This is a genomic window from Rhodococcus sp. PML026, from assembly GCF_000963615.1.
GTDB lineage: Bacteria > Actinomycetota > Actinomycetes > Mycobacteriales > Mycobacteriaceae > Rhodococcoides > Rhodococcoides fascians.
Genome location: NZ_KQ031373.1, coordinates 68,711 through 87,360, shown reverse-complemented (window position 1 = coordinate 87,360; position 18,650 = coordinate 68,711). Strand labels below are relative to the sequence as shown.

Annotated in this window: 17 protein-coding genes; 13 read left to right on the top strand and 4 right to left on the bottom strand. The window is 64.9% G+C overall.

Annotated features, from left to right (window positions below; genetic code table 11):
* The first annotated feature begins 64 nt into the window (after positions 1–64).
* From VF34_RS10990 to VF34_RS10980, 3 genes are all read left to right on the top strand, one after another.
* On the top strand, positions 65–892 hold the full coding sequence (locus VF34_RS10990; RefSeq protein ID WP_027494413.1) for an SDR family oxidoreductase: 828 nt from the start codon (positions 65–67) through the stop codon (positions 890–892).
* Positions 893–954: 62 nt separating this feature from the next.
* The gene (locus VF34_RS10985; protein ID WP_239536539.1) at positions 955–2,100 is read left to right on the top strand and encodes an acyl-CoA dehydrogenase family protein; all 1,146 of its coding nucleotides are present in this window, start codon (positions 955–957) and stop codon (positions 2,098–2,100) included.
* A 44-nt stretch (positions 2,101–2,144) separates the two neighbouring features.
* Positions 2,145–3,128 carry an ABC transporter substrate-binding protein gene (locus VF34_RS10980; protein WP_231578213.1) on the top strand — a complete coding sequence of 328 codons (984 nt, stop codon included), beginning with the start codon at positions 2,145–2,147 and terminating at the stop codon, positions 3,126–3,128.
* Here the strand turns inward: VF34_RS10980 and VF34_RS25750 are convergent.
* Both VF34_RS25750 and VF34_RS10965 read right to left on the bottom strand, forming a co-directional pair.
* Complete coding sequence (locus tag VF34_RS25750) at positions 3,125–4,153, bottom strand: TIGR03086 family metal-binding protein (protein ID WP_082079182.1); 1,029 nt, start codon at positions 4,151–4,153, stop codon at positions 3,125–3,127. The genes VF34_RS10980 and VF34_RS25750 overlap by 4 nt on opposite strands.
* A complete protein-coding gene (locus VF34_RS10965; protein ID WP_045841419.1) occupies positions 4,150–4,506 on the bottom strand; it encodes an ArsR/SmtB family transcription factor in 357 nt (118 codons plus the stop codon). The genes VF34_RS25750 and VF34_RS10965 overlap by 4 nt, the downstream gene beginning before the upstream one ends.
* A gap of 149 nt (positions 4,507–4,655) precedes the next feature.
* Here VF34_RS10965 and VF34_RS10960 point away from each other — a divergent pair, with 149 nt between their 5' ends.
* The 5 genes from VF34_RS10960 (at position 4,656) to VF34_RS10940 (ending at position 9,430) form a co-directional block, all read left to right on the top strand.
* Positions 4,656–5,255: a DJ-1/PfpI family protein gene (locus VF34_RS10960; protein WP_045841418.1), complete on the top strand. Its 600-nt coding sequence runs from the start codon at positions 4,656–4,658 to the stop codon at positions 5,253–5,255.
* Positions 5,252–5,716 carry a MarR family winged helix-turn-helix transcriptional regulator gene (locus VF34_RS10955; protein ID WP_045841417.1) on the top strand — a complete coding sequence of 155 codons (465 nt, stop codon included), beginning with the start codon at positions 5,252–5,254 and terminating at the stop codon, positions 5,714–5,716. The genes VF34_RS10960 and VF34_RS10955 overlap by 4 nt, the downstream gene beginning before the upstream one ends.
* A gap of 7 nt (positions 5,717–5,723) precedes the next feature.
* Positions 5,724–6,977: a hypothetical protein gene (locus tag VF34_RS10950; protein WP_045841416.1), complete on the top strand. Its 1,254-nt coding sequence runs from the start codon at positions 5,724–5,726 to the stop codon at positions 6,975–6,977.
* Between the two features lie 23 nt (positions 6,978–7,000).
* Positions 7,001–8,005, top strand: coding sequence for an aldo/keto reductase family protein (locus VF34_RS10945; protein ID WP_032382164.1), 1,005 nt, complete (start codon positions 7,001–7,003; stop codon positions 8,003–8,005).
* A 63-nt stretch (positions 8,006–8,068) separates the two neighbouring features.
* Positions 8,069–9,430, top strand: a complete 1,362-nt coding sequence (locus VF34_RS10940) for an NAD(P)/FAD-dependent oxidoreductase (protein ID WP_045841641.1) — start codon at positions 8,069–8,071, stop codon at positions 9,428–9,430.
* 53 nt (positions 9,431–9,483) lie between these two features.
* Here VF34_RS10940 and VF34_RS10935 read toward each other — a convergent pair whose 3' ends face one another.
* Both VF34_RS10935 and VF34_RS10930 read right to left on the bottom strand, forming a co-directional pair.
* Positions 9,484–11,325, bottom strand: a complete 1,842-nt coding sequence (locus VF34_RS10935) for a flavin-containing monooxygenase (protein ID WP_032373841.1) — start codon at positions 11,323–11,325, stop codon at positions 9,484–9,486.
* A 92-nt stretch (positions 11,326–11,417) separates the two neighbouring features.
* A complete protein-coding gene (locus tag VF34_RS10930; RefSeq protein WP_156158517.1) occupies positions 11,418–12,533 on the bottom strand; it encodes a hypothetical protein in 1,116 nt (371 codons plus the stop codon).
* A gap of 181 nt (positions 12,534–12,714) precedes the next feature.
* On the opposite strand from VF34_RS10930, the gene VF34_RS10925 reads away from it, so the two are divergent.
* Genes VF34_RS10925 through VF34_RS10905 form a run of 5 tightly spaced genes read left to right on the top strand, consistent with a single transcriptional unit; the run spans position 12,715 to position 18,650 of the window.
* Positions 12,715–13,773, top strand: a complete 1,059-nt coding sequence (locus tag VF34_RS10925; RefSeq protein WP_027494401.1) for a 2,3-butanediol dehydrogenase — start codon at positions 12,715–12,717, stop codon at positions 13,771–13,773.
* Positions 13,770–14,537: an acetoin reductase gene (locus tag VF34_RS10920; RefSeq protein ID WP_045841415.1), complete on the top strand. Its 768-nt coding sequence runs from the start codon at positions 13,770–13,772 to the stop codon at positions 14,535–14,537. Before VF34_RS10925 ends, VF34_RS10920 begins: the two co-directional genes overlap by 4 nt.
* A 44-nt stretch (positions 14,538–14,581) precedes the next feature.
* The gene (locus VF34_RS10915) at positions 14,582–15,910 is read left to right on the top strand and encodes a GAF domain-containing protein (RefSeq protein ID WP_032364496.1); all 1,329 of its coding nucleotides are present in this window, start codon (positions 14,582–14,584) and stop codon (positions 15,908–15,910) included.
* A gap of 21 nt (positions 15,911–15,931) precedes the next feature.
* On the top strand, positions 15,932–17,989 hold the full coding sequence (locus VF34_RS10910; protein ID WP_045841414.1) for an FUSC family protein: 2,058 nt from the start codon (positions 15,932–15,934) through the stop codon (positions 17,987–17,989).
* 34 nt (positions 17,990–18,023) lie between these two features.
* On the top strand, positions 18,024–18,650 hold the full coding sequence (locus VF34_RS10905; protein ID WP_045841413.1) for a HEAT repeat domain-containing protein: 627 nt from the start codon (positions 18,024–18,026) through the stop codon (positions 18,648–18,650).

The window sequence follows — 18,650 nt, the reverse complement described above, 5'->3', positions numbered from 1 at the left end:
CGCTGACCTGGCAGTTCATCCAACCAGGGTTGAACTTGAATCTGACTTCAACTATACCTGGGGAATGAAGGTTGCAGGCAAGGTCGCCATCGTCACCGGAGGTGGTGGCGGAATCGGCGGAGCCATCGCCGCCAGACTCACCGAACACGGAGCCCGCGTCGTCGTCTCCGATGTGGACGAGTCCACGGCCCGGTCCGTCGTCGACGCCATCGAGCGGGACCGGCCGGGCACAGCCGTCGCTGCCGCGGCCGACGCGTCGGACATCGGGGATATCGAGCGGCTGATCGCGGTCGCCGAAGAGTCGTTCGGTCCGGTCGATCTGTATTTCGCAAACGCCGGCATCAGTGGTGCCCCCGGGCTCGACGCCAGCGAACAGGACTGGGACCTGTCCTTCGACGTCAATGTGCGCGCACACATCCGCGCTGCGCAGCTGTTGGTGCCCGGTTGGCTCGAACGGGGTGAGGGCTACTTCGTCAGTACGGCCTCTGCAGCCGGCTTGCTCACCCAGATCGGTTCCGCGACATACGCGACGACCAAGCATGCCGCGGTGGGATTCGCCGAATGGCTCAACGTCACCTACGGCAATCGGGGCATTCGCGTCAGCTGCCTGTGCCCGATGGGCGTCAATACCAAGCTGCTCTACGAAGGCCGCGAATCGGGAGATGCCTTGGGAGCGGCCGCAACTGCCGCGGTACTGAGCGCGGGTGCTGTGCTCGAGCCGCTCGACGTCGCCGACGTGGTGCTCGACGCGATGGACCGGGAGCAGTTCCTGATCCTGCCCCACGAGAACGTACTGGACATGTACCGCAACAAAGGTGCCGATTACGACCGGTGGTTGCGCGGCATGCGCCGCTACCAGGACAGCTTGCTCGACAACCAACAGGGGAACTGAACGTGGCATTTTTCGAGACCAGCGACCGCGCGAAGAAGTACGAGTCGGATTTGTTGGAGTTCATGGACTCTCACGTCTATCCGGCGGAGGCGGTGTACGAGCAACAGATGCTCGAAGCCGGTGACCCGCACTTCCATCCCCCGATTCTCGAGGACCTGAAGAAGGAAGCGCGCTCGCGTGGACTGTGGAATCTGTTCCATCCGCACCCCGAGTGGGGCCCCGGCCTGACCAACCTCGAATACGCTCCGCTGGCCGAGATCATGGGCCGCAGCCTGCTCGCCCCCGAGGCATGCAACTGCAACGCACCCGATACCGGCAACATGGAGGTGTTCACCCTCTTCGGTACCGACGAGCACAAAGAGAAGTATCTGAAGCCGTTGCTGGACGGCAAGATTCGCTCGGCCTTCGCGATGACCGAGCCCGACGTCGCCAGTTCCGATGCCACCAACATCGCAATGAAGATGGACCGCGACGGCGACGACTTCATCCTGAACGGGCGCAAATGGTGGACGTCGAACGCGATGCACAAGAACTGCAAGGTTCTGATCGTCATGGGCAAGACCGATCCCGAGGCAGCAACGCACCGGCAGCAGTCGATGCTCGTCGTGCCCATCGATGCGCCCGGCGTCACCGTGCTGCGCAACCTGCCCGTCTTCGGCTACGTCGACCGAGAGGGCCACGCCGAGGTTCTCTTCGAGGACGTGCGGGTGCCGGCGAAGGACGTGCTGAAGGGGCCGGGTGAGGGATTCGCCATCAGTCAGGCTCGGCTGGGGCCCGGCCGTATCCATCACGCGATGCGGACCATCGGTGTTGCGGAACGGGCGCTCGAATTACTTTGTCGCCGTGCGGTTTCACGGGTGACCTTCGGCAAGCCGGTCGCCATGCGTGCGAACATCCAGGACTGGATCGCCGAGGCGCGCATCGAGATCGAGAAGACGCGGCTGCTCACGTTCAAGGCCGCGTACCTGATGGACACCGTCGGAAACAAGGAAGCACGCACCGAGATCGCCGCGATCAAGGTCGCTGCGCCCGAGATGGCGCTGAAGATCATCGACCGCGCCATTCAGGTGCACGGCGGCGGCGGAGTCAGCAACGACTTCCCGCTGGCGATGATGTACGCACACGTGCGGACGCTGCGGCTCGCCGACGGTCCCGACGAGGTGCACAAGATGTCCATCGCGAAGATGGAGCTGCGCAAGTACATGTGAACGTAGCTCACCTCAGGAAGGCAAGGCTGTGCTAATTTCTGCCGATGACAAGGACCTTCCTGGGGTGCGCCTTTGCCGTCGCCACGGCCCTGACGCTGGCATCGTGCAGCAGTAACACCGCTGACGACGCCGGCTCCGACACCCGCATCATCACCGTCGACACACTCGCCGGACCCACGCAGATCACGGGAACGCCACAGCGCATCGTCGCGTTCGGGCAGCAGTGGGTGGACGCTCTGCTCGAATTCGACGTGCAACCCGTCGGGTATGTCTCCGCCGGATCGAACGGCGACGAACGCGGGCTCTACCCCTGGCAGTCCGCAGTGGGTACGGATGCCCAGATGCTCGACCCGGCCGCCGTCGATCAGATGGGGGCTTCGGTGCCGACCGAGCAGATCGCGGCGCTACAGCCCGACCTGATCCTGCTGTCGGGGATACCGTCGATAGAGCCGTACACGAGCTTGTCCGACGTCGCGCCCACGATATTTCCGAAGGCGGAGAAGGTCGAGACGTGGGAATCGCAGATCGAGACGCTCGGGCGGGTGCTCGATCGCGAGGACGATGCACAGAGCATCATCGACGAGGGGCATGCCGTAACCGATGGCATCCGTCAGCAGTACCCGGCGCTCGACGGTAAGTCGGCTGTGTTGTCGCAGTTCGTTTTCGACAGTCAGCAGCTTGCGGTCGTCGCCGACCCGGAGGACGGTGCCGCGAAAGTCTTCGACAGCATCGGACTCGACGTCCCGCAGGATTTGGTGAACTCGCCCGACATCTCTCACGGCCGGATCGTGCTGAGCCCCGAACGGCTGGACGTTCTCACCGCAGACCTCGTGGTCATTCTCCCCAACGGCGGCACGCGCGAAGACCTCGAACAACTTCCGGGATTCACCAGCCTGCCCGCGGCGACCGGCGGCGGAGTTGCCGTCGTCGACTACGCGACGGTGGTGGGATTCAATACACCATCGAAAGCGTCGGTCGAGTTCTCGCTGAACAAGATTCGTCCGCAGCTCGAGGCTGTGGGTACCTAACTCTTGGGTGACCAGGACGGGTCGCGTCCGATGAAGGCCATCAACCTGTCCTGGGCGGACGCGTTGTCGTCGACGTCGACGGCGGGGCCGAACTGCCCGCTCTCGCGGAGCACGCGGTCCATCGGTTTCATGGCGATCAGCGCTGCGGCGCAACGCTCTTCGCCGAGATCGGGTTCGCGTCCCAGGGCTTTGGCCAAGTCCCAGGTGTGCATCCACACATCGGCGGTATAGAACCGGTCGATCGCGTCTTCGACCGGCATGTCGCCGATGTGCGGATTGCTCAGGATGCGGCCTGCGGGGGCGTCGAGGATGGCTTGGATGTCGGCGACGTGTCGCGCCCACGCGGCGGCAGGATCGCGCGCCACGTCGAGTTCGGTGAGCTCGACACCCTCGACACCGCCGAGGAAACCCCGTGACCAACCGACGAGGTGTTCGACGACACCCAGCGCGTTCCACTCCGGTATCGGAGTGGGCCGAGACCACGCGTCCCCGGAAACGGATTCGACCAACGCCGTGAACGCGGCGGCGTCCCGTGCATGCTGCGCAGCCGGTCCCGTCAACAGTGCATCGAGTTTCTCGTAGCCCTCCCTGACTCCCACATCCATTCCGCTGGAGAGCATCCCGTCTCGGGTTGCGAAGTCGGACAGGACGCTCAGCACCCTCAATCGCGTGCCGCCGTCGTCGCGGGCCTCGAAAGCCATGGTCTCGAGGGCGACCGAATCCGGATCGCCTTCGTAGGTGAAGGTCCACACGATCCGCTCGTTCGCGCGAACCTCGTGGAAGCTGCCGAAGAACGACGCGATCTCTTCGCCGTCGCGGTCGTTCGCGAACGACCATGCGCCGCCGGTTCGTGCGTCCCACGCGATGATTCGCGTCGTCACCGACCGTGGGCCTACCCACTGCCGATACAGATCGGGGTCGACGTGTGCGCGGAACACCTGCTCGGGCGACGCGTCGAACTGCCTGATGATCTCGATGGTGGGTACTTTGTCGTCCGCTACTATCTCGGTTTCGTGCTCGTTCATGACACGTCCTTCTGAGAGTCGTCTTGTGTTACAACGTGATCCAGCAGGTCGTCGAGACGTCGGTAGCGCTGCCCGGCCTCCTGGCGGTAACGCTCGATCCACTTCGCCATCAGTCCGAACACCTCTGCATCCAAATGCACCGGTCTGCGCTGGGCGTCTTTGCTGCGCGTCACCAGCCCGGCGTCTTCGAGCACCTTCACGTGCTTGGAGACTGCCTGCAGGCTCATGTCGTACGGCTCGGCCAGTTCGCTGACGTTGGCGTCGGCACCCGCAAGCCGAGCAACCATGTCACGCCGAGTGGGGTCCGCCAACGCTGCAAAGGTTCGATTGAGCTGCTCGATACGGTCGTCCATGGTCACCCACCTCCTCGAATACAGGCAAGATATGCCCCTCGAGCTGCGTAGTCAACCAATTGGTTTATAAGATTCGTGGAAGGGTTGACAGCCTGCTGTCTTGCGCGCAGCATTGACAGCATCCTGTCAATCGATGTGAGGACCGTTCCATGATCACCGTTGCGCTGTATGCCACCGACACCATGGCCGATTGGGAGTACGGCTACCTCATCGCCGGGCTCACGATGGCCCGCGAGCAGAATCCCGACGCCAACCGGTTGCTCGTCGCATCGGAGTCGGGGGAGGCGGTGACGACCATGGGCGGCCTGAGGATTACCCCCGACGTTGCGTTGGCCGATCTTCCGCCCGTCGACGCGCTGATCCTGCCCGGTGCCGGCACGTGGGAATCCGCCAACGAGGCAGCGTTGCAGTTGGCCGCCGAACTCGTGGCAGCGGGCACCCCGGTCGCAGCAATCTGCGGGGCAACCTACGGGCTGGCTCGGACCGGCCTGCTCGACGACCGGCCGCATACCTCGAATGCGGCCGAATTCCTCACTCAGGCTGCGGAATACCGCGGAGCGGAGCATTACCGTGAGGAGAAGGCAGTGTCCGACGGCACCGTCATCACCGCGGGAGCGACCGCACCGATCGAGTTCGCCAAGCTGGTGTTCGAGCGCCTGGAGGTGTTCCCGCAGCCCATCATCGACGCATGGTACGGGCTCTACACGACGGGGGAGCGCAGATTTTACGACCAGCTCACGGGCGCATGAGCCGACGAACGCCGGAGGGAGATGCGCTCACCGAGGTGGTCCTGCCGGTCTTCGAGCTCAACGGCGAATTCCTCGCTGCCGCACAGGACATCACCGAACCGACAGGATTGACGCCGGCCTGGTGGCAGGTTCTCGGGGCCACTCTCGACGAGCCGCTCTCGGTGGCCGATATTGCGCGACGCGTCGGTCTGGGTTTGGCGCGGCAAAGTGTGCAACGAACCGCAAACTTGTTGGTGGACAGGGGCTGGGCCGTCTACCTCGAGAATCCGAACCACAAGCGAGCGAAGCTCCTCGAGCCCACCCCGAAGGGGCGCGAGACCGTAGCCGCTCTGCGGGATGCTCAACACGCGTGGTCGGACGCCGTGGGTGCCGCGGTGGGCGAGGACGAATTGCGTGCTTTTGCACAGACTTTGGAGAAGATTGTTGCGGCATCCCGCGCCTACCGCGGTGGCCGTGCATAATTCGGGGATGTCAGCGCTCGCGATCGTTGTTTCCGGACTCCTGGCCGGTTTGCTCTCGCAATCCGACGGGGTCGATATCTTCGGCGACACCAGCGTCGGGGGTGTGGTGTTCTCCAGCGGCGGAGGGGGAGTCGCCGTAGCAGTGATTCTGGCATCGGGTCTGGCTATGCTCGTCCGTCGGCGCAGTATTCTGGCCGGCCTGTCCATCGCTGCGGCCATTGGCGCCGGGGTGACGGCACTGATGATGCCCTCCGACCTCGCCGAGGTGGTGGCAGGCGGAGTTCTGTTGGGATGCACTGCAGTACGGGCGAACGGTGTACGAGCTCGGCAAGCACTGTCGATCGGGTCGTTCCTCGTCGGACTACTCAGTGCAGGCGCGGTCGAGGCCTTGCAGCATCCGAGTATCCCGCGTCGCTACGCCGACTACCTCACCGAATCCGATATCGGCCCGCCGGTGGTCGTTCCGGTGCTGTGCGTACTGGTCGCAATTGCAGTGGCCTCGGCAGCTCGTGTCGACCGCAGCGACGACCATGCGCCACCGGAACGGAGCATCCGCACGGTCGGGGCGATACTACTGATCTCGATCGGTGGCTTGCTGCTCAATATGTTGTTCGTGCAGATGCTGTTTCGAGCTGAAGACGGCTTCGGTGGAAGCTGGTACTTCGGCCTCCTCGTCGTACCGGTGCTGTTCACTGCCGCCGCTCTGCTACCGGGTCGCGGAGGCATTCTTGTGCTCGCCGGGACAGCCGTGTTGCTCACCTCGACCACCACCTCTGGGGTGGGCATCGATGTTTCGGACGGTATCTGGGTGCTCGGGCTCGTGGCAATCACGGCAGTTGCGGTGACAGTAGGCGCGGCACTCGGGCTGCGCTGGGGTCGACCGATCTTCGGCTTCGCGACCCTGGCGGTGGTGTGTACGACCGCGCTGTTCGAGCGCCCCCCGTGGGACAACGCGCACTACGCGGCAAGTCTGGTGATCTTCCCGGCCGCTGCGGCCTACCTGTACGTGGCGTGCACGCCGGCTACTACCACTCCCTCGACCCCCACGCCCTTGACCATCGGCCTCGCGGTACCGGTGGCGATCACGGTGCCGATGGTCGTCACCTACGGCTGGACGGCGTACACGCCGCTCACATCCGCTCTCCACCACTCCACGTGGCCCAGCATGGAACTGTGGCTCTCCACGGGCGCGGCAGTGGTAGCGGTGGTCCTCGCAGGTATCGGAACCCGGTTCCTCGGTCGTCGGCCACTTGCGAATTGAACACCGGAGTACCGTTTTCTTACATGGCTTACAGATACCTCGGAAACAGTGGACTGAAGATTTCGGAGATCACCTACGGCAATTGGTTGACCCATGGTTCGCAGGTGGAGAACGACATCGCGACCCAGTGCGTGCGTGCGGCTCTCGATGCAGGCATCACCACATTCGATACCGCCGATGTCTACGCCAACGGGGCTGCGGAAACGGTCCTCGGTGACGCATTGAAGGGCGAGCGCCGCGAATCGCTGGAGATCTTCACCAAGGTCTACTTCCCCGTCGGACCCAAGGGCCCCAACGACACCGGTCTGTCCCGCAAACACATCTTCGAAGGCATCGATGCCTCGCTGCGTCGCCTCGGTACCGATTACGTCGATCTTTACCAGGCCCACCGCTACGACGTCGAGACCCCGCTCGAAGAGACCATCGCCGCGTTCGGCGACGTCGTCCGTCAGGGCAAGGCCCTCTACATCGGAGTCTCGGAATGGACGGCCGATCAGCTCCGCGCCGGCCAGGAACTGGCACGGCAGAACGGGTTCTCGATCATCTCGAACCAGCCGCAGTACTCGGCCCTGTGGCGCGTCATCGAGGATCAGGTGATCCCGACGTCCAAGGAACTGGGCATCTCCCAGATCGTCTGGTCACCCATCGCTCAGGGAGTGCTCACCGGCAAGTACCTACCCGGACAACCGCTGCCCGACGGCTCGCGCGCCAAGGACGACAAGGGCGGCGACAAGATGATTGCGCGCTACCTCGACGATCAGACGCTCACCCGGGTGCAGGCACTCGAGCCGATCGCCGACGATCTCGGAATCACCATGGCGCAGTTGGCTGTTGCTTGGGTTCTGGCCAACGACAACATTTCCGCCGCGCTGGTCGGGGCATCGCGTCCTGAGCAGATCGCCGAGAACATCAAGGCGTCCGAGGTCACCCTGGACGCGGATGTACTCGCCAAGATCGACGAAGCCCTCGGCGATTCGGTCGAGCGTGATGCGGGCAAGACCGGCTCCCCGGAAGCCCGGTTGGTCTAGAAATTCGTCGCCCGGTCCACGTTTGACGGGGCGGAGCTGCGGTACTCGGCGTTAATGTGGACCATGCGCTCACCACTCCGTAATCGCAGCACCGCCCCGGCTCCTGCATCCCCAGCCCGGGTGGTGGTGGTCGGCGGCGGGTTCGGCGGCTTCTACGCACTGCGCAAGATGCAGAAGCTGTTGGGCCCGGACCGCGCCTCGTTCACCCTGGTCGCGCCCAACGACTACCTGCTCTACAGCCCGCTGCTGCCCGAAGTCGCCACCGGTGTGCTGGACCCCAGAGACATCGCGGTGTCGACGCGGCAGACGTTGCGGCGCACCAGGTTGGTGCTGGGGCACGTCACGTCCGTCGACTTCGAGAATCGACGCGTTCGTGTCGCCGGCCCCGACGGTGATTCGGAACTGGCCTGGGACAAGCTGATTCTGGCCCCGGGTTCGGTGACGAGGCAGTTCGACATCCCCGGTGTCGCCGAGCACGCACACGGACTCAAGACCCTGAGCGAAGCGGTGTTCATTCGCAACCACGTGTTGAAGCAGTTGGATGCAGCCGACGAACTGCCCGACACGCCGGAGGGCCGCGCCGAACGCAAGGAACGGCTCACCGTCGTCGCTGTGGGAGCCGGCTATACGGGCACCGAATTCGTTGCGCAGATGCAGAATTGGATTCGCGGTATCGCTACCCGGTGGGCGACGGTCGACCCGTCGGACATCCGGTGGTTGCTCATCGACCTCGCGCCTGCGGTGCTGCCGGAACTGGGCGAGCGACTCGGCAAGGAAGCAATGGAAGTCCTCGCGGCGCGCGGCGTCGAGGTGCGTCTCGGGGTGTCGGTGGAGTCGGCGACGGCGAACGCAGTGACGCTCACGGACGGCGACGTCGTACCGACACGCACCCTGGTGTGGGGAGCGGGCGTGGCTGCGAGCCCCCTCATCGCGCAACTCGACCTGCCGACCGAAAAGGGGCGGCTTGTGGTCAACCCCGACCTCACGGTCCCCGGCGTGGACGACGTCTGGGCCATTGGTGACGCGGCCGCGGTGCCCGATATCGCCGCCGACCCGTCGAAGCCGACGCCGCCCACCGCGCAGCACGCTCAGCGGCAGGGCACAGCGGTGGCCAAGAACGTCGCCGCGTCCCTCGGTGTCGGCACTGCTCGACCGTACCGACACAAGGATCTGGGACTGGTCGCCGACCTGGGCGGATTCGACGGTGTGGCAAAGCCGTTGGGCGTGCCCCTCACCGGAGCCGTCGCGAAGTTCGTCGCCCGCGGTTATCACCTTTATGCCCTGCCCACCGCCTCCGCCCGGGTGCGTGTGGCCACCGATTGGCTGTACTCGACGGTGCTGTCCACCCGCGTGGTCAACCTCGATCAGGTGCGCTCCGAGGATGCGTTGATCGCCAAGGCGCAGGGGACCGGCGTGTACGACTAGGCAGCCATGTGCGCGGAAACTCGTAGCCCACTACGAGTTTCCGCGCACGACCGTCACCGAAGGTGATGCACCTCCTGCAGCCCGTAGACCGGGGTGTCGATACCCTCGTAACGCGCCTTGATCTGCAGCGCCAAGTACAGCGAATAGTGGCGTGACTGATGCAGATTGCCGCCGTGGAACCAGAAGTTCTCCTGCTGCGTTGGCTTCCACATGTTCCGCTGTTCGCCCTCCCACGGACCGGGATCCTTGGTGGTGTCCGAGCCCAGGCCCCAGCACTTGCCCACCTTGTCGGCGGTCTCCTGGTCGATGAGATCGGCGACCCAGCCGTTCATCGAGCCGTAGCCGGTGGCGTAGACGATGAGGTCCGCCGGCAGTTCGGTTCCGTCCTCGAGTACGACGCCGGTCTTGCTGATCCGCTCCACCTGCCCGGCAACCAGTTTGATCTTGCCGTCCGCGACGAGCTCGGACGCGCCGACGTCGATGTAGTAGCCCGAGCCGCGGCGCAGGTACTTCATGAACAGGCCGGAACCGTCGTCACCGAAGTCGTGCTGGAAGCCCGCCTTCTCGAGGCGATCGTAGAAATCCTTGTCCTGCTCCGCGATCTGCTGATACACCGGGATCTGGAACTCGTGCATGATCCGGTACGGCAGCGACGCGAACGTGAGATCGGCTTTGGCCGTGGTCATTCCGGACTCCACCGCGCGCTCGGAGTACAGATCGCCGAGAGCGATCTCGCACAACGAGTCCGACTTGACGATGTGCGTGGACGAGCGCTGCAGCATCGTGACGTCGACGCCCGTCTCGTACAGCGCCTTGCAGATGTCGTGCGCCGAGTTGTTGGAACCGACGACCACCACGCGCTTGCCGACATAGGCGTCGGGACCGGGGTGTTCGCTGGAATGGTGCTGCTCGCCCTCGAACTCGTCCATGCCGGGGAAGTTCGGTACGTTCTTCTTGCCCGACATCCCGGTGGCCATCACCAACTGCTTGGGCCGCAGGATCACTTCCTCGCCGTCGCGGTCGACGACGACGGTCCACTCCTTCGCGGTCTCGTCGTAGGTCGCGGACTTCGCGGTCGTCTTGCTCCAGTACGGAACCTCCATGACCTTGGTGTACATCTCGAGCCAGTCGCCGATCTTGTCCTTCGGCGCGAACACCGGCCAGTTCGGCGGGAACGGCAGGTAGGGCAGATGGTCGTACCAGACCGGGTCGTGCAGGCACAGTGACTTGTATCGGCCACGCCACTGATCTCCGGGGCGCTCGGCACGGTCGACGACGATCGCCGGGACGCCGAGTTGACGGAACCGAGCACCGAGAGCGATGCCGCCCTGCCCGCCGCCGACGACGAGGACGTACGGCTGCACGCTGTAGCCGAGCTCCTTCTCCTCCATCTCCTTCTTCTCGGCCCAGTTCTGGGTATCGGCATTCGAGCCGTGCACGGCACCCTTGATACGGGACTTGCCCTGCCGCTCCTCGTATCCCTTGAGCTCCTGCATCGTCGTCAGCAGCGTCCACGCCACGTCGTCACCGGTCTCGGCGTCCGTCGTCAAACGCAGATGTCCCTTGCCGCGGCTCGTCGCCGTCTCGAATGCGATCCACGCCGAGACGACGCCGTCTGCTTCGTCGGGGGTCTCGGTGGTGTGAAATCCCGTCGGGTCGGTATCGGCGAGCCTCTCGCCCAGCATGTCGGCGACGCCGTCCCGGCCCTCGACCGTCTTGAGGTTCCAGGTGAACGTGACGAGATCGCGCCAGAAGCTGCTGACGGCGAACATGCCGGCAACACGAGGAATGTCCCGGGCGACCAGGGCGTCCTCGAACTGCGACAACCAGGCGTCGACCCGTTCCTGCGGGGTGTGCGTGCGGGTGATCGAGTCGGGCTCGATGGTCTGGGTCATGAAAACTCCTTGCGATGAAGAGGTGCCGTGTATGTGACCCAGCACACTCTCTTCGGATAGCCGGGTCGAGAGTTGCAATGCGTTGCAGCGGCTCATGCCGGTGACAGCTTCTTCAACCCCAACGACTGGAATCCGACGACGTAGATCAACGTCCACAGCACCAGCCAGTCGACGAAGCCCAGTGCGTTGCCGGAGATGCCGGCCGCGACGACGGGTTCGTGGAGCACGTGCTCGGCAAGAACGTAGTAGTAGGCCAGGAACGTGCCGATGGCCAGCGCGAAAGTCAGTACTGCGCGTCCCGCCGCCGGGAAGCGATTGCCGAAGCCGTTCGCCCAAAAGATCATCCAGAATGCCCAGCAGACTCCGATCTGTGCCGGGAACTGGTTGATCACCGTTCCGAGTTCTGCGGTGGCTTCCGAGCCGACGAGTAGCTTCGCGAGCGGAACCATCAGGAAGTAGATCGCCGTGCCGAGCGCAGCGTTGCCGACGGTGGCCGCCAGTGCGGTCCGTCCGCCGCCGCCGGCCAATTTCCAGGGCCAGTTGTCGAGGGTCTGGCCGGTCAGGATCACCGAGACGACGATCGAGTAGAACCAGCCGAGTGCGGTGTCCACGGACATCAGGGGATCGGCGGCCGAGAGCGAGACCGACGGCAGTCCGAACACGAAGTACAACGCGAGGGTCGGGACGGCGACGAATGCGATCTCGCACAGCCCGATCAGCGGTTGCTTCATGCGCAGCACGGTCCACGGCCAGTGCTGCCAGTTGAGGACCACCATGACCCAGGTGCCGAATCCGAACAGCACGAACAGCGCTCCGGCGAAGTAGCCGAGCCCGCCCTCGCGAGAACCGGCGAAGTCCGGGTACAACGCCCCGAGGCCGCTGCCGAGGATCCAGGTGACGGCAACGGCGAACACCGCCGTCGAAGTCAGGATCGCGAGCCCGCGCATCGGTTGCTTCAGAGAGTCGAATCCGGCGAATTCACAATCGAATCCGATGAACACGATGAAGAGAATGGCCCAGAACAGCGCGGCGTTGAACGGCAGCGGATAGAAGTTCCAGGGACTGGTGGTGGGATCGGCCAACAGATACCAGGTCGCCAGCGACACGGCCGTGACCACGGCGAGGTTGGCCAGTCCGAATATGAGCCAGTTGCCCTGTGCTGACGCCATTTTCGGCTCGTCGAGGGGTCGGTCTGCGGTTGCGGTCATGGGGGTCTCTTCTCGGTGGGTCGACAGGGTCGCCGTCACTATGAGCTGAATCACAGCCCACCCGTCAGGGTTGCGGGAGGTTGCAGTGCGACCGATTCGATGCAACGCACTGCAACCCTGTCGGAAGTGGTCGTCGTCACATAAACCTGTGTGCATCCAATTCAGTCAGGAGTGAGAACCGATGCGTGCAGCTGTGTATTACGGCCCGAACAAGGTGGAGATCACCGACGTACCCGAGCCGAATCCCGGTGCGGGGCAGGTCAAGGTCAAGGTCGGGTTCAACGGAATCTGCGGAACCGACCTGCACGAGTACTACGCAGGCCCCATCTTCATCCCCACCTCGCCGCATCCGCTGACCGGCCAGGAGATGCCCCTGGTGCTCGGACACGAGTTCTCGGGCACGGTCACCGAGCTCGGCACGGGTGTCACCGGCATCTCGGTCGGCGATCGCGTGGCCATCGAACCGCTCTACCGCTGTGGACACTGCGGACCCTGCCGGGCAGGAAACTACAACATCTGCGCGCAGATCGGCTTCCACGGACTGATGTCCGACGGCGGAATGGCCGAATACACCGTGGTCCCCACGGACATGATTCACGCCCTACCCGACAACGTCTCTCTCGAACTCGGTGCCCTCGTCGAACCGATGTCGGTTGCCTATCACGCTGCGACACTGGGCGATCCGAAACCCGAGGACACCGCGATGGTGTTCGGTGCCGGCCCCATCGGTATCGGCCTGTGGTTCGCGTTGCGCGGTAAGGGACTCGACAACGTCTACGTCGTCGAACCGTCGCCGACGCGTCGCGCCTCGATCGAAGCGCTCGGTGCCAAGACCCTCGACCCGACGGCAGTCGATGTCCCCGCGTTCATCGCCGATCTCACCGACGGCAACGGGGCCGACGCCATTTACGACGCGGCCGGTGTGCAACCGGCCGTCGAGACCGCGCTGGGCTGCATCGGTGCTCGCAAACCGCTCGTCAGCGTCGCAATTTACGAAAAGCCGCTCACCACACCGCTGCAGAAGCTCGTCATGAACGAATCCCGCATCCAGGGATCGCTCTGCTACACCTCCGCCGACTACGAGGCCGTCATCGATCTGATGAGCCAGGGCCACTACGACACGACGGGCTGGGTGGACAAGATCACGCTCGACGGCGTCATCGACGACGGATTCGAGGCGCTGCACGCAGGCACCAAGATGAAAGTTCTGGTCGACCCCTCGACGGGTGTACCCGCATGAGCGCGGTGCTGGTGACAGGGGCCGGTCAGGGCATCGGACGGGCGATCGCGTTGCGGTTGGCCAACGACGGGCACGACATCGCGTTGGTCGACCTGGCCGAGGACAAGATCGCCGGCGTGGCCGACGAGGTGCGTCGAACAGGCTCGAAGGCAACGACATTCGTCGCCGACGTCAGTGATCGCGATCAAGTGTTCGCGGCCGTCGAACATACCCATCAAGCGCTCGGCGGCTTCGACGTCATCGTCAACAATGCCGGAATCGCACAGGTTGCGCCGCTCGACGACGTCCGCCCGGAAGACACGAAGAAGATCTGGGCCGTCAACGTCGACGGGGTGCTGTGGGGAATTCAAGCTGCGGCAGCCACATTCAAGGCGCTCGGCCAGAAGGGCAAGATCATCAACGCTTCCTCGATCGCAGGCCACGACGGGTTCGCGATGCTCGGGGTCTACAGCGCAACGAAATTCGCAGTCCGGGCATTGACCCAGGCTGCGGCCAAGGAGTACGCCTCGGACGGCATCACCGTCAACGCGTACTGCCCCGGCGTAGTCGGCACCGACATGTGGGTGACCATCGACAAGCGCTTCGCCGAGCTGACCGGTGCCGCCGAGGGGGAGACCTACGACAAGTTCGTCGGCGGTATCGCTCTCGGTCGGGCGCAGACTCCCGAGGACGTCGCCGCGTTCGTCTCGTATCTCGCCGGACCCGACTCGGATTACATGACCGGACAGGCACCGTTGATCGATGGTGGTTTGGTCTACCGGTGACCCCGCATGAATCCGCTTTGTGAGCTGGAGCACAATTGACAGCGATGACGCAGTCGACAGGCCCTGAACCTGCGCTGGCGGCCGGCGAAGACCCGCGCCGCTACGCGCAGATTCTCACTGCGGTGTACGACGCGACCATGACCGGCGGGAAGTCTCCCGCGCGTCCCCGCGAGGTCATCGGTGATTCCTGGCGGCGGTTGCAGACCCTCGGTATCGACCCGGAACTGGGCAATCCTGCCGAGAGACAGATGGACGCGTCCGATCTCGAGTTCAGTCGACGGGAATCGGGGTTGTTCGACATTCTGGACGACCTCGCCCGTGGCCTGGAATCGGTGGTGCAGGACGGCGACAACATTCTCGTCGTCGCCGATCGGAACGGTCGAGTGCTGTGGCGCAGCGGATCGACGTCGGTGCTCGACCGCGCCGACGGTCTCGGGTTCGTCGAAGGGGCCAACTGGGCCGAGGATTCGGTGGGCACCAATGCCATCGGGACAGCATTGGTCTCACGCCGCGCTGTGCAGATCTTCTCGGCCGAACACTATGTGCGCAGCCATCATTCGTGGACCTGCGCCGGAGCGCCCATTCGTGATCCGCGTACCGGCCAGGTGCTCGGCGCCATCGACGTCAGCGGGCCGGCCAAGACGGTGCACCCCACCACCATCGCCCTGGTGGACGCCGTGGCGAGGTTGGCGGAATCGCAGCTGCGCGAGATTCACCGAACCACCCTGGATCGACTGCGTTCGGTGGCCGCACCGATGCTGGCGCGCCTGCAGTCCCCGGCGCTGGCCGTCGACGCGAACGGGTGGGTCGCGGCCGTCGAATCAGTGGCACTGCGCAATCGCATCCTGCTGCCCGAGGACCTCGCGACGGGACGCTTCTGGCTGCCGAGCCTCGGGGTGTGCGACTTCGAACCCCTGCCCGGTGGATGGCTGGTGCGACCCACTTCTCATGGTCGTTCCGCCGGCTCCACTCCTGGCGACTCGGCGGACTCGTTCGTCGCGGAGTCCGGTAACACGACGACGATTCGCATCGACCTGCGCGATTCGCAGAAGCCTCGTATCGAGGTGCGCAGCGAGGTGGGGGAGTGGACCCACGAGCCGACGCCCCGGCACGCCGAGATTCTGTACCTGCTGGCCATCCACCGGCAGGGACGCACCGCGTCGCAGATGGCTGCCGACCTCTTCGGCGACGACGGCCGCGCGATCACCGTGCGGGCCGAGATGTCGCGCCTGCGCAAGCACCTCGCCGGCATCATCTCCACCCAGCCCTACCGGCTGGACGAGTCGGCGACGGTCGACGTGATCACGCCGGCGGACATGAACAGGCTGCTACCGCATTCGTCGGCCCCCGCAATCCGGGCCGCACGGGGCTGAGCCGTAGCGCAGAATCGGGGAATGAACCGCCTCGCCCGCATCCTCGACGCGTCGGATCCCGGGCAGTTACGGCTGCGCGGTGCCTCGGCGACGACGCTGACGGTGTTGCTCGCGATGGTGGTCCTGCTGCTCGCTACTCGCGCCATCGGCCAGCCGGTGACCGTGGCGATGCTCGGCACCGTGGTGGCGATGCAGGCGTCGGCGTCGGTCAAGGACAAAGACCAGCACAGCAGGCTCGTCACCACCGCCCTGATGGTGCTGCCCGCCTCGGCGGCAGTGACGGTCGCGGCGCTGCTCTCGCGGCTCGGCGCGGTGGCCGACGTCGGATTCATCGCGGTGTTGTTCGCGGCCGTATGGGTGCGCAGATTCGGACCCCGTGGCACCGCGCTCGGCATGGTCGCGTTCATCTCGTACTTCTTCGCGTTGTTCCTTCAGGCGACCCCGGGGCAAGTGCCGATGCTGATCGCGGCGATCGTCGGCGGAGTGCTCATCGCTCTGTTCGTACGGGCGGTGGTCTTTCCGGACCGGCCGATCGTGGAGGTGCGGCGGCTGCTCTACGCCATGCGAGCGGTATCGGAATCGGTGCTCGCGGCGGCATCGGCGCGTGAGGACCGTGATCTGGAACTGTTGCGGCGCAGGCTCGATCGGCTCGGAAACACCGCCCTGATGATCGACGACTGGCTCGACCGTCACGACGCGGGACAACTGCTCAGCGTGACGAGTACCGATCTGTCGCTGCGTGTGTTCGACGCCCAGATCGCCACCGAACAACTCGTCAGCTCACTGTGGGCTCTCGATCCGGCCAAGCCGTGGCCGACCGCACTGGGGCAAGCGACTACCGCACTGGGATCGTGCTTGCAGAACGCCCCGTCCGCCGAGCAACTCAAGGCCGCCCGACGGTTGGCCGCCACGGCGGCCGAGCGCGCCGACCCGTCGACCCCCGCCGGTATCGCGACGGTATCCGCGCAACGAGCGGTGCAGGCACACATCGCCATTCATCACATCACCACCAATGCGGTGGCTGTCACGTCGAGCCCTCGACCGGCTGCTGTCGAGCCGTCGGACAAGGACGAGCCTGCAGGCCTGAATCCCAGCACGAAGGCGGCAATTCAGGTTGCCGTCGCCACCAGTGCGGCAACGGTATTGGGGGAGTTGGTCTCACCGGACCGCTGGTACTGGGCCGTGCTGACGGCGTTCCTGGTGTTCACCGGGGCGTCGACGCGCGGCGAGATTCTGACCAGAGCCGGCCAACGCATCCTCGGCACAATGGCGGGAGTGCTTGCGGGAGTGGTGATCGCGGCACTCGTCGGCAATCACCAATCCGTTCAGCTGGTGCTCATCGTCGTCTGTGTGTTCTTCGCGTTCTACCTGGTGACCGTCGCGTATGCGCTGCTGTCGTTCTTCGTCACCATCCTGCTCGCGATGCTCTACGGGCTGCTCGGCACGTTCAGCATCGAGGTTCTGGAACTACGGATCATCGAGACTGCAGTCGGCGGAGCCGTCGGTATTGCGTCCGCCTACTTCATCTTCTCGACCGGGACGCGAAAGGCATTGGTGGACAAAGTCGATACGTATCTCGATCAACTGGACGCCCTGATCGACACCAGCGTCGAATCGGTGATCACTCCAGGAAATGCCACCGACCTGGTGGCGTCGACGCGCACGCTCGACAATGCGCTGAAGGAGGTCGTGACGGCGGGGAAGCCGCTCGTGCTCGGGCCGACGACCCGCAGCCGGCGAGGGGCGAAGCGATTACTGCGGGTGCTGACCGTCAGCGGCCGATCCGCCCACGCACTCGCGCGAGCCGGAGTGCTGGCGTCGCGTGCCGAACCGGACTCGGCACCCTCGGCCGATACTGCCCAGGCCCTGCGCGACGCTGCGGCGCTGGTGCGTGAGACCGCCCGGCACGTGGAGGCCGCGATCGCAGGCAAGCGGGTGGACCAGCCCGAGAAGGTCACCGACACAACGGTGTTGAACGTGTTGCTCACCAGCGCGAACTCGCCCGGCCCGGTGCGGGTCGCGGTGCGGGCGCTGAACATCATGAATCGGACGCTCGCGGACGTCATGACCCGGGCTTGACCTTCACACGGTGACAAGGTCTTGGCTGACGGCCATGATCGACTCACTTCGGCACCAGAACTCTTCCGTGCGGCTTCGGGCTGCGCTCGACATCGGAATATCGAAGAAACCAGAACTCCTTGACGCGCTGCTCGAGCGTTGCGCCGTCGAACCGGATTTTCAGGTGCGAGAGATGTTGACGTGGGCGCTGATTCGTCTCCCCGCTGCATCGACGGTGCCCAGGCTGATGCACGAAGTGCGCACCGGCGGCGCGCAGGCTCGTAGCCAGGCGTTGCACACTTTGTCGAAGGTCAAGGACATGGCGGCCTGGCCGGTGATCACCGAGCCGCTCATCTCCGACTCCGACGACGAGGTGGCCCGAAGCGCGTGGCGGGCGGCGGTCGTCCTGGTCCCCGGCGGCAGCGAGCAGTGGTTGGCGACGACGCTGTCCACTCAGCTGGGGCGAGGCGGGCGGGAAATGCAGCGCAGCCTCAGCCGCGCACTGGTGGTACTCGGGTCGGTGATCGAGCCGATGGTGCGCGAAGCCGCGTCGAGCAAGGATGCTGCTGTTCGCGCGCACGCGTTGGCGACGGAGTCGCTGCTCCGAGACCCCGACAGCGGATTTGCACTGTTCGAGGCCCAGCGCGTCGATGCACTTGGCGCAGCCGACCCGACGGGGTGA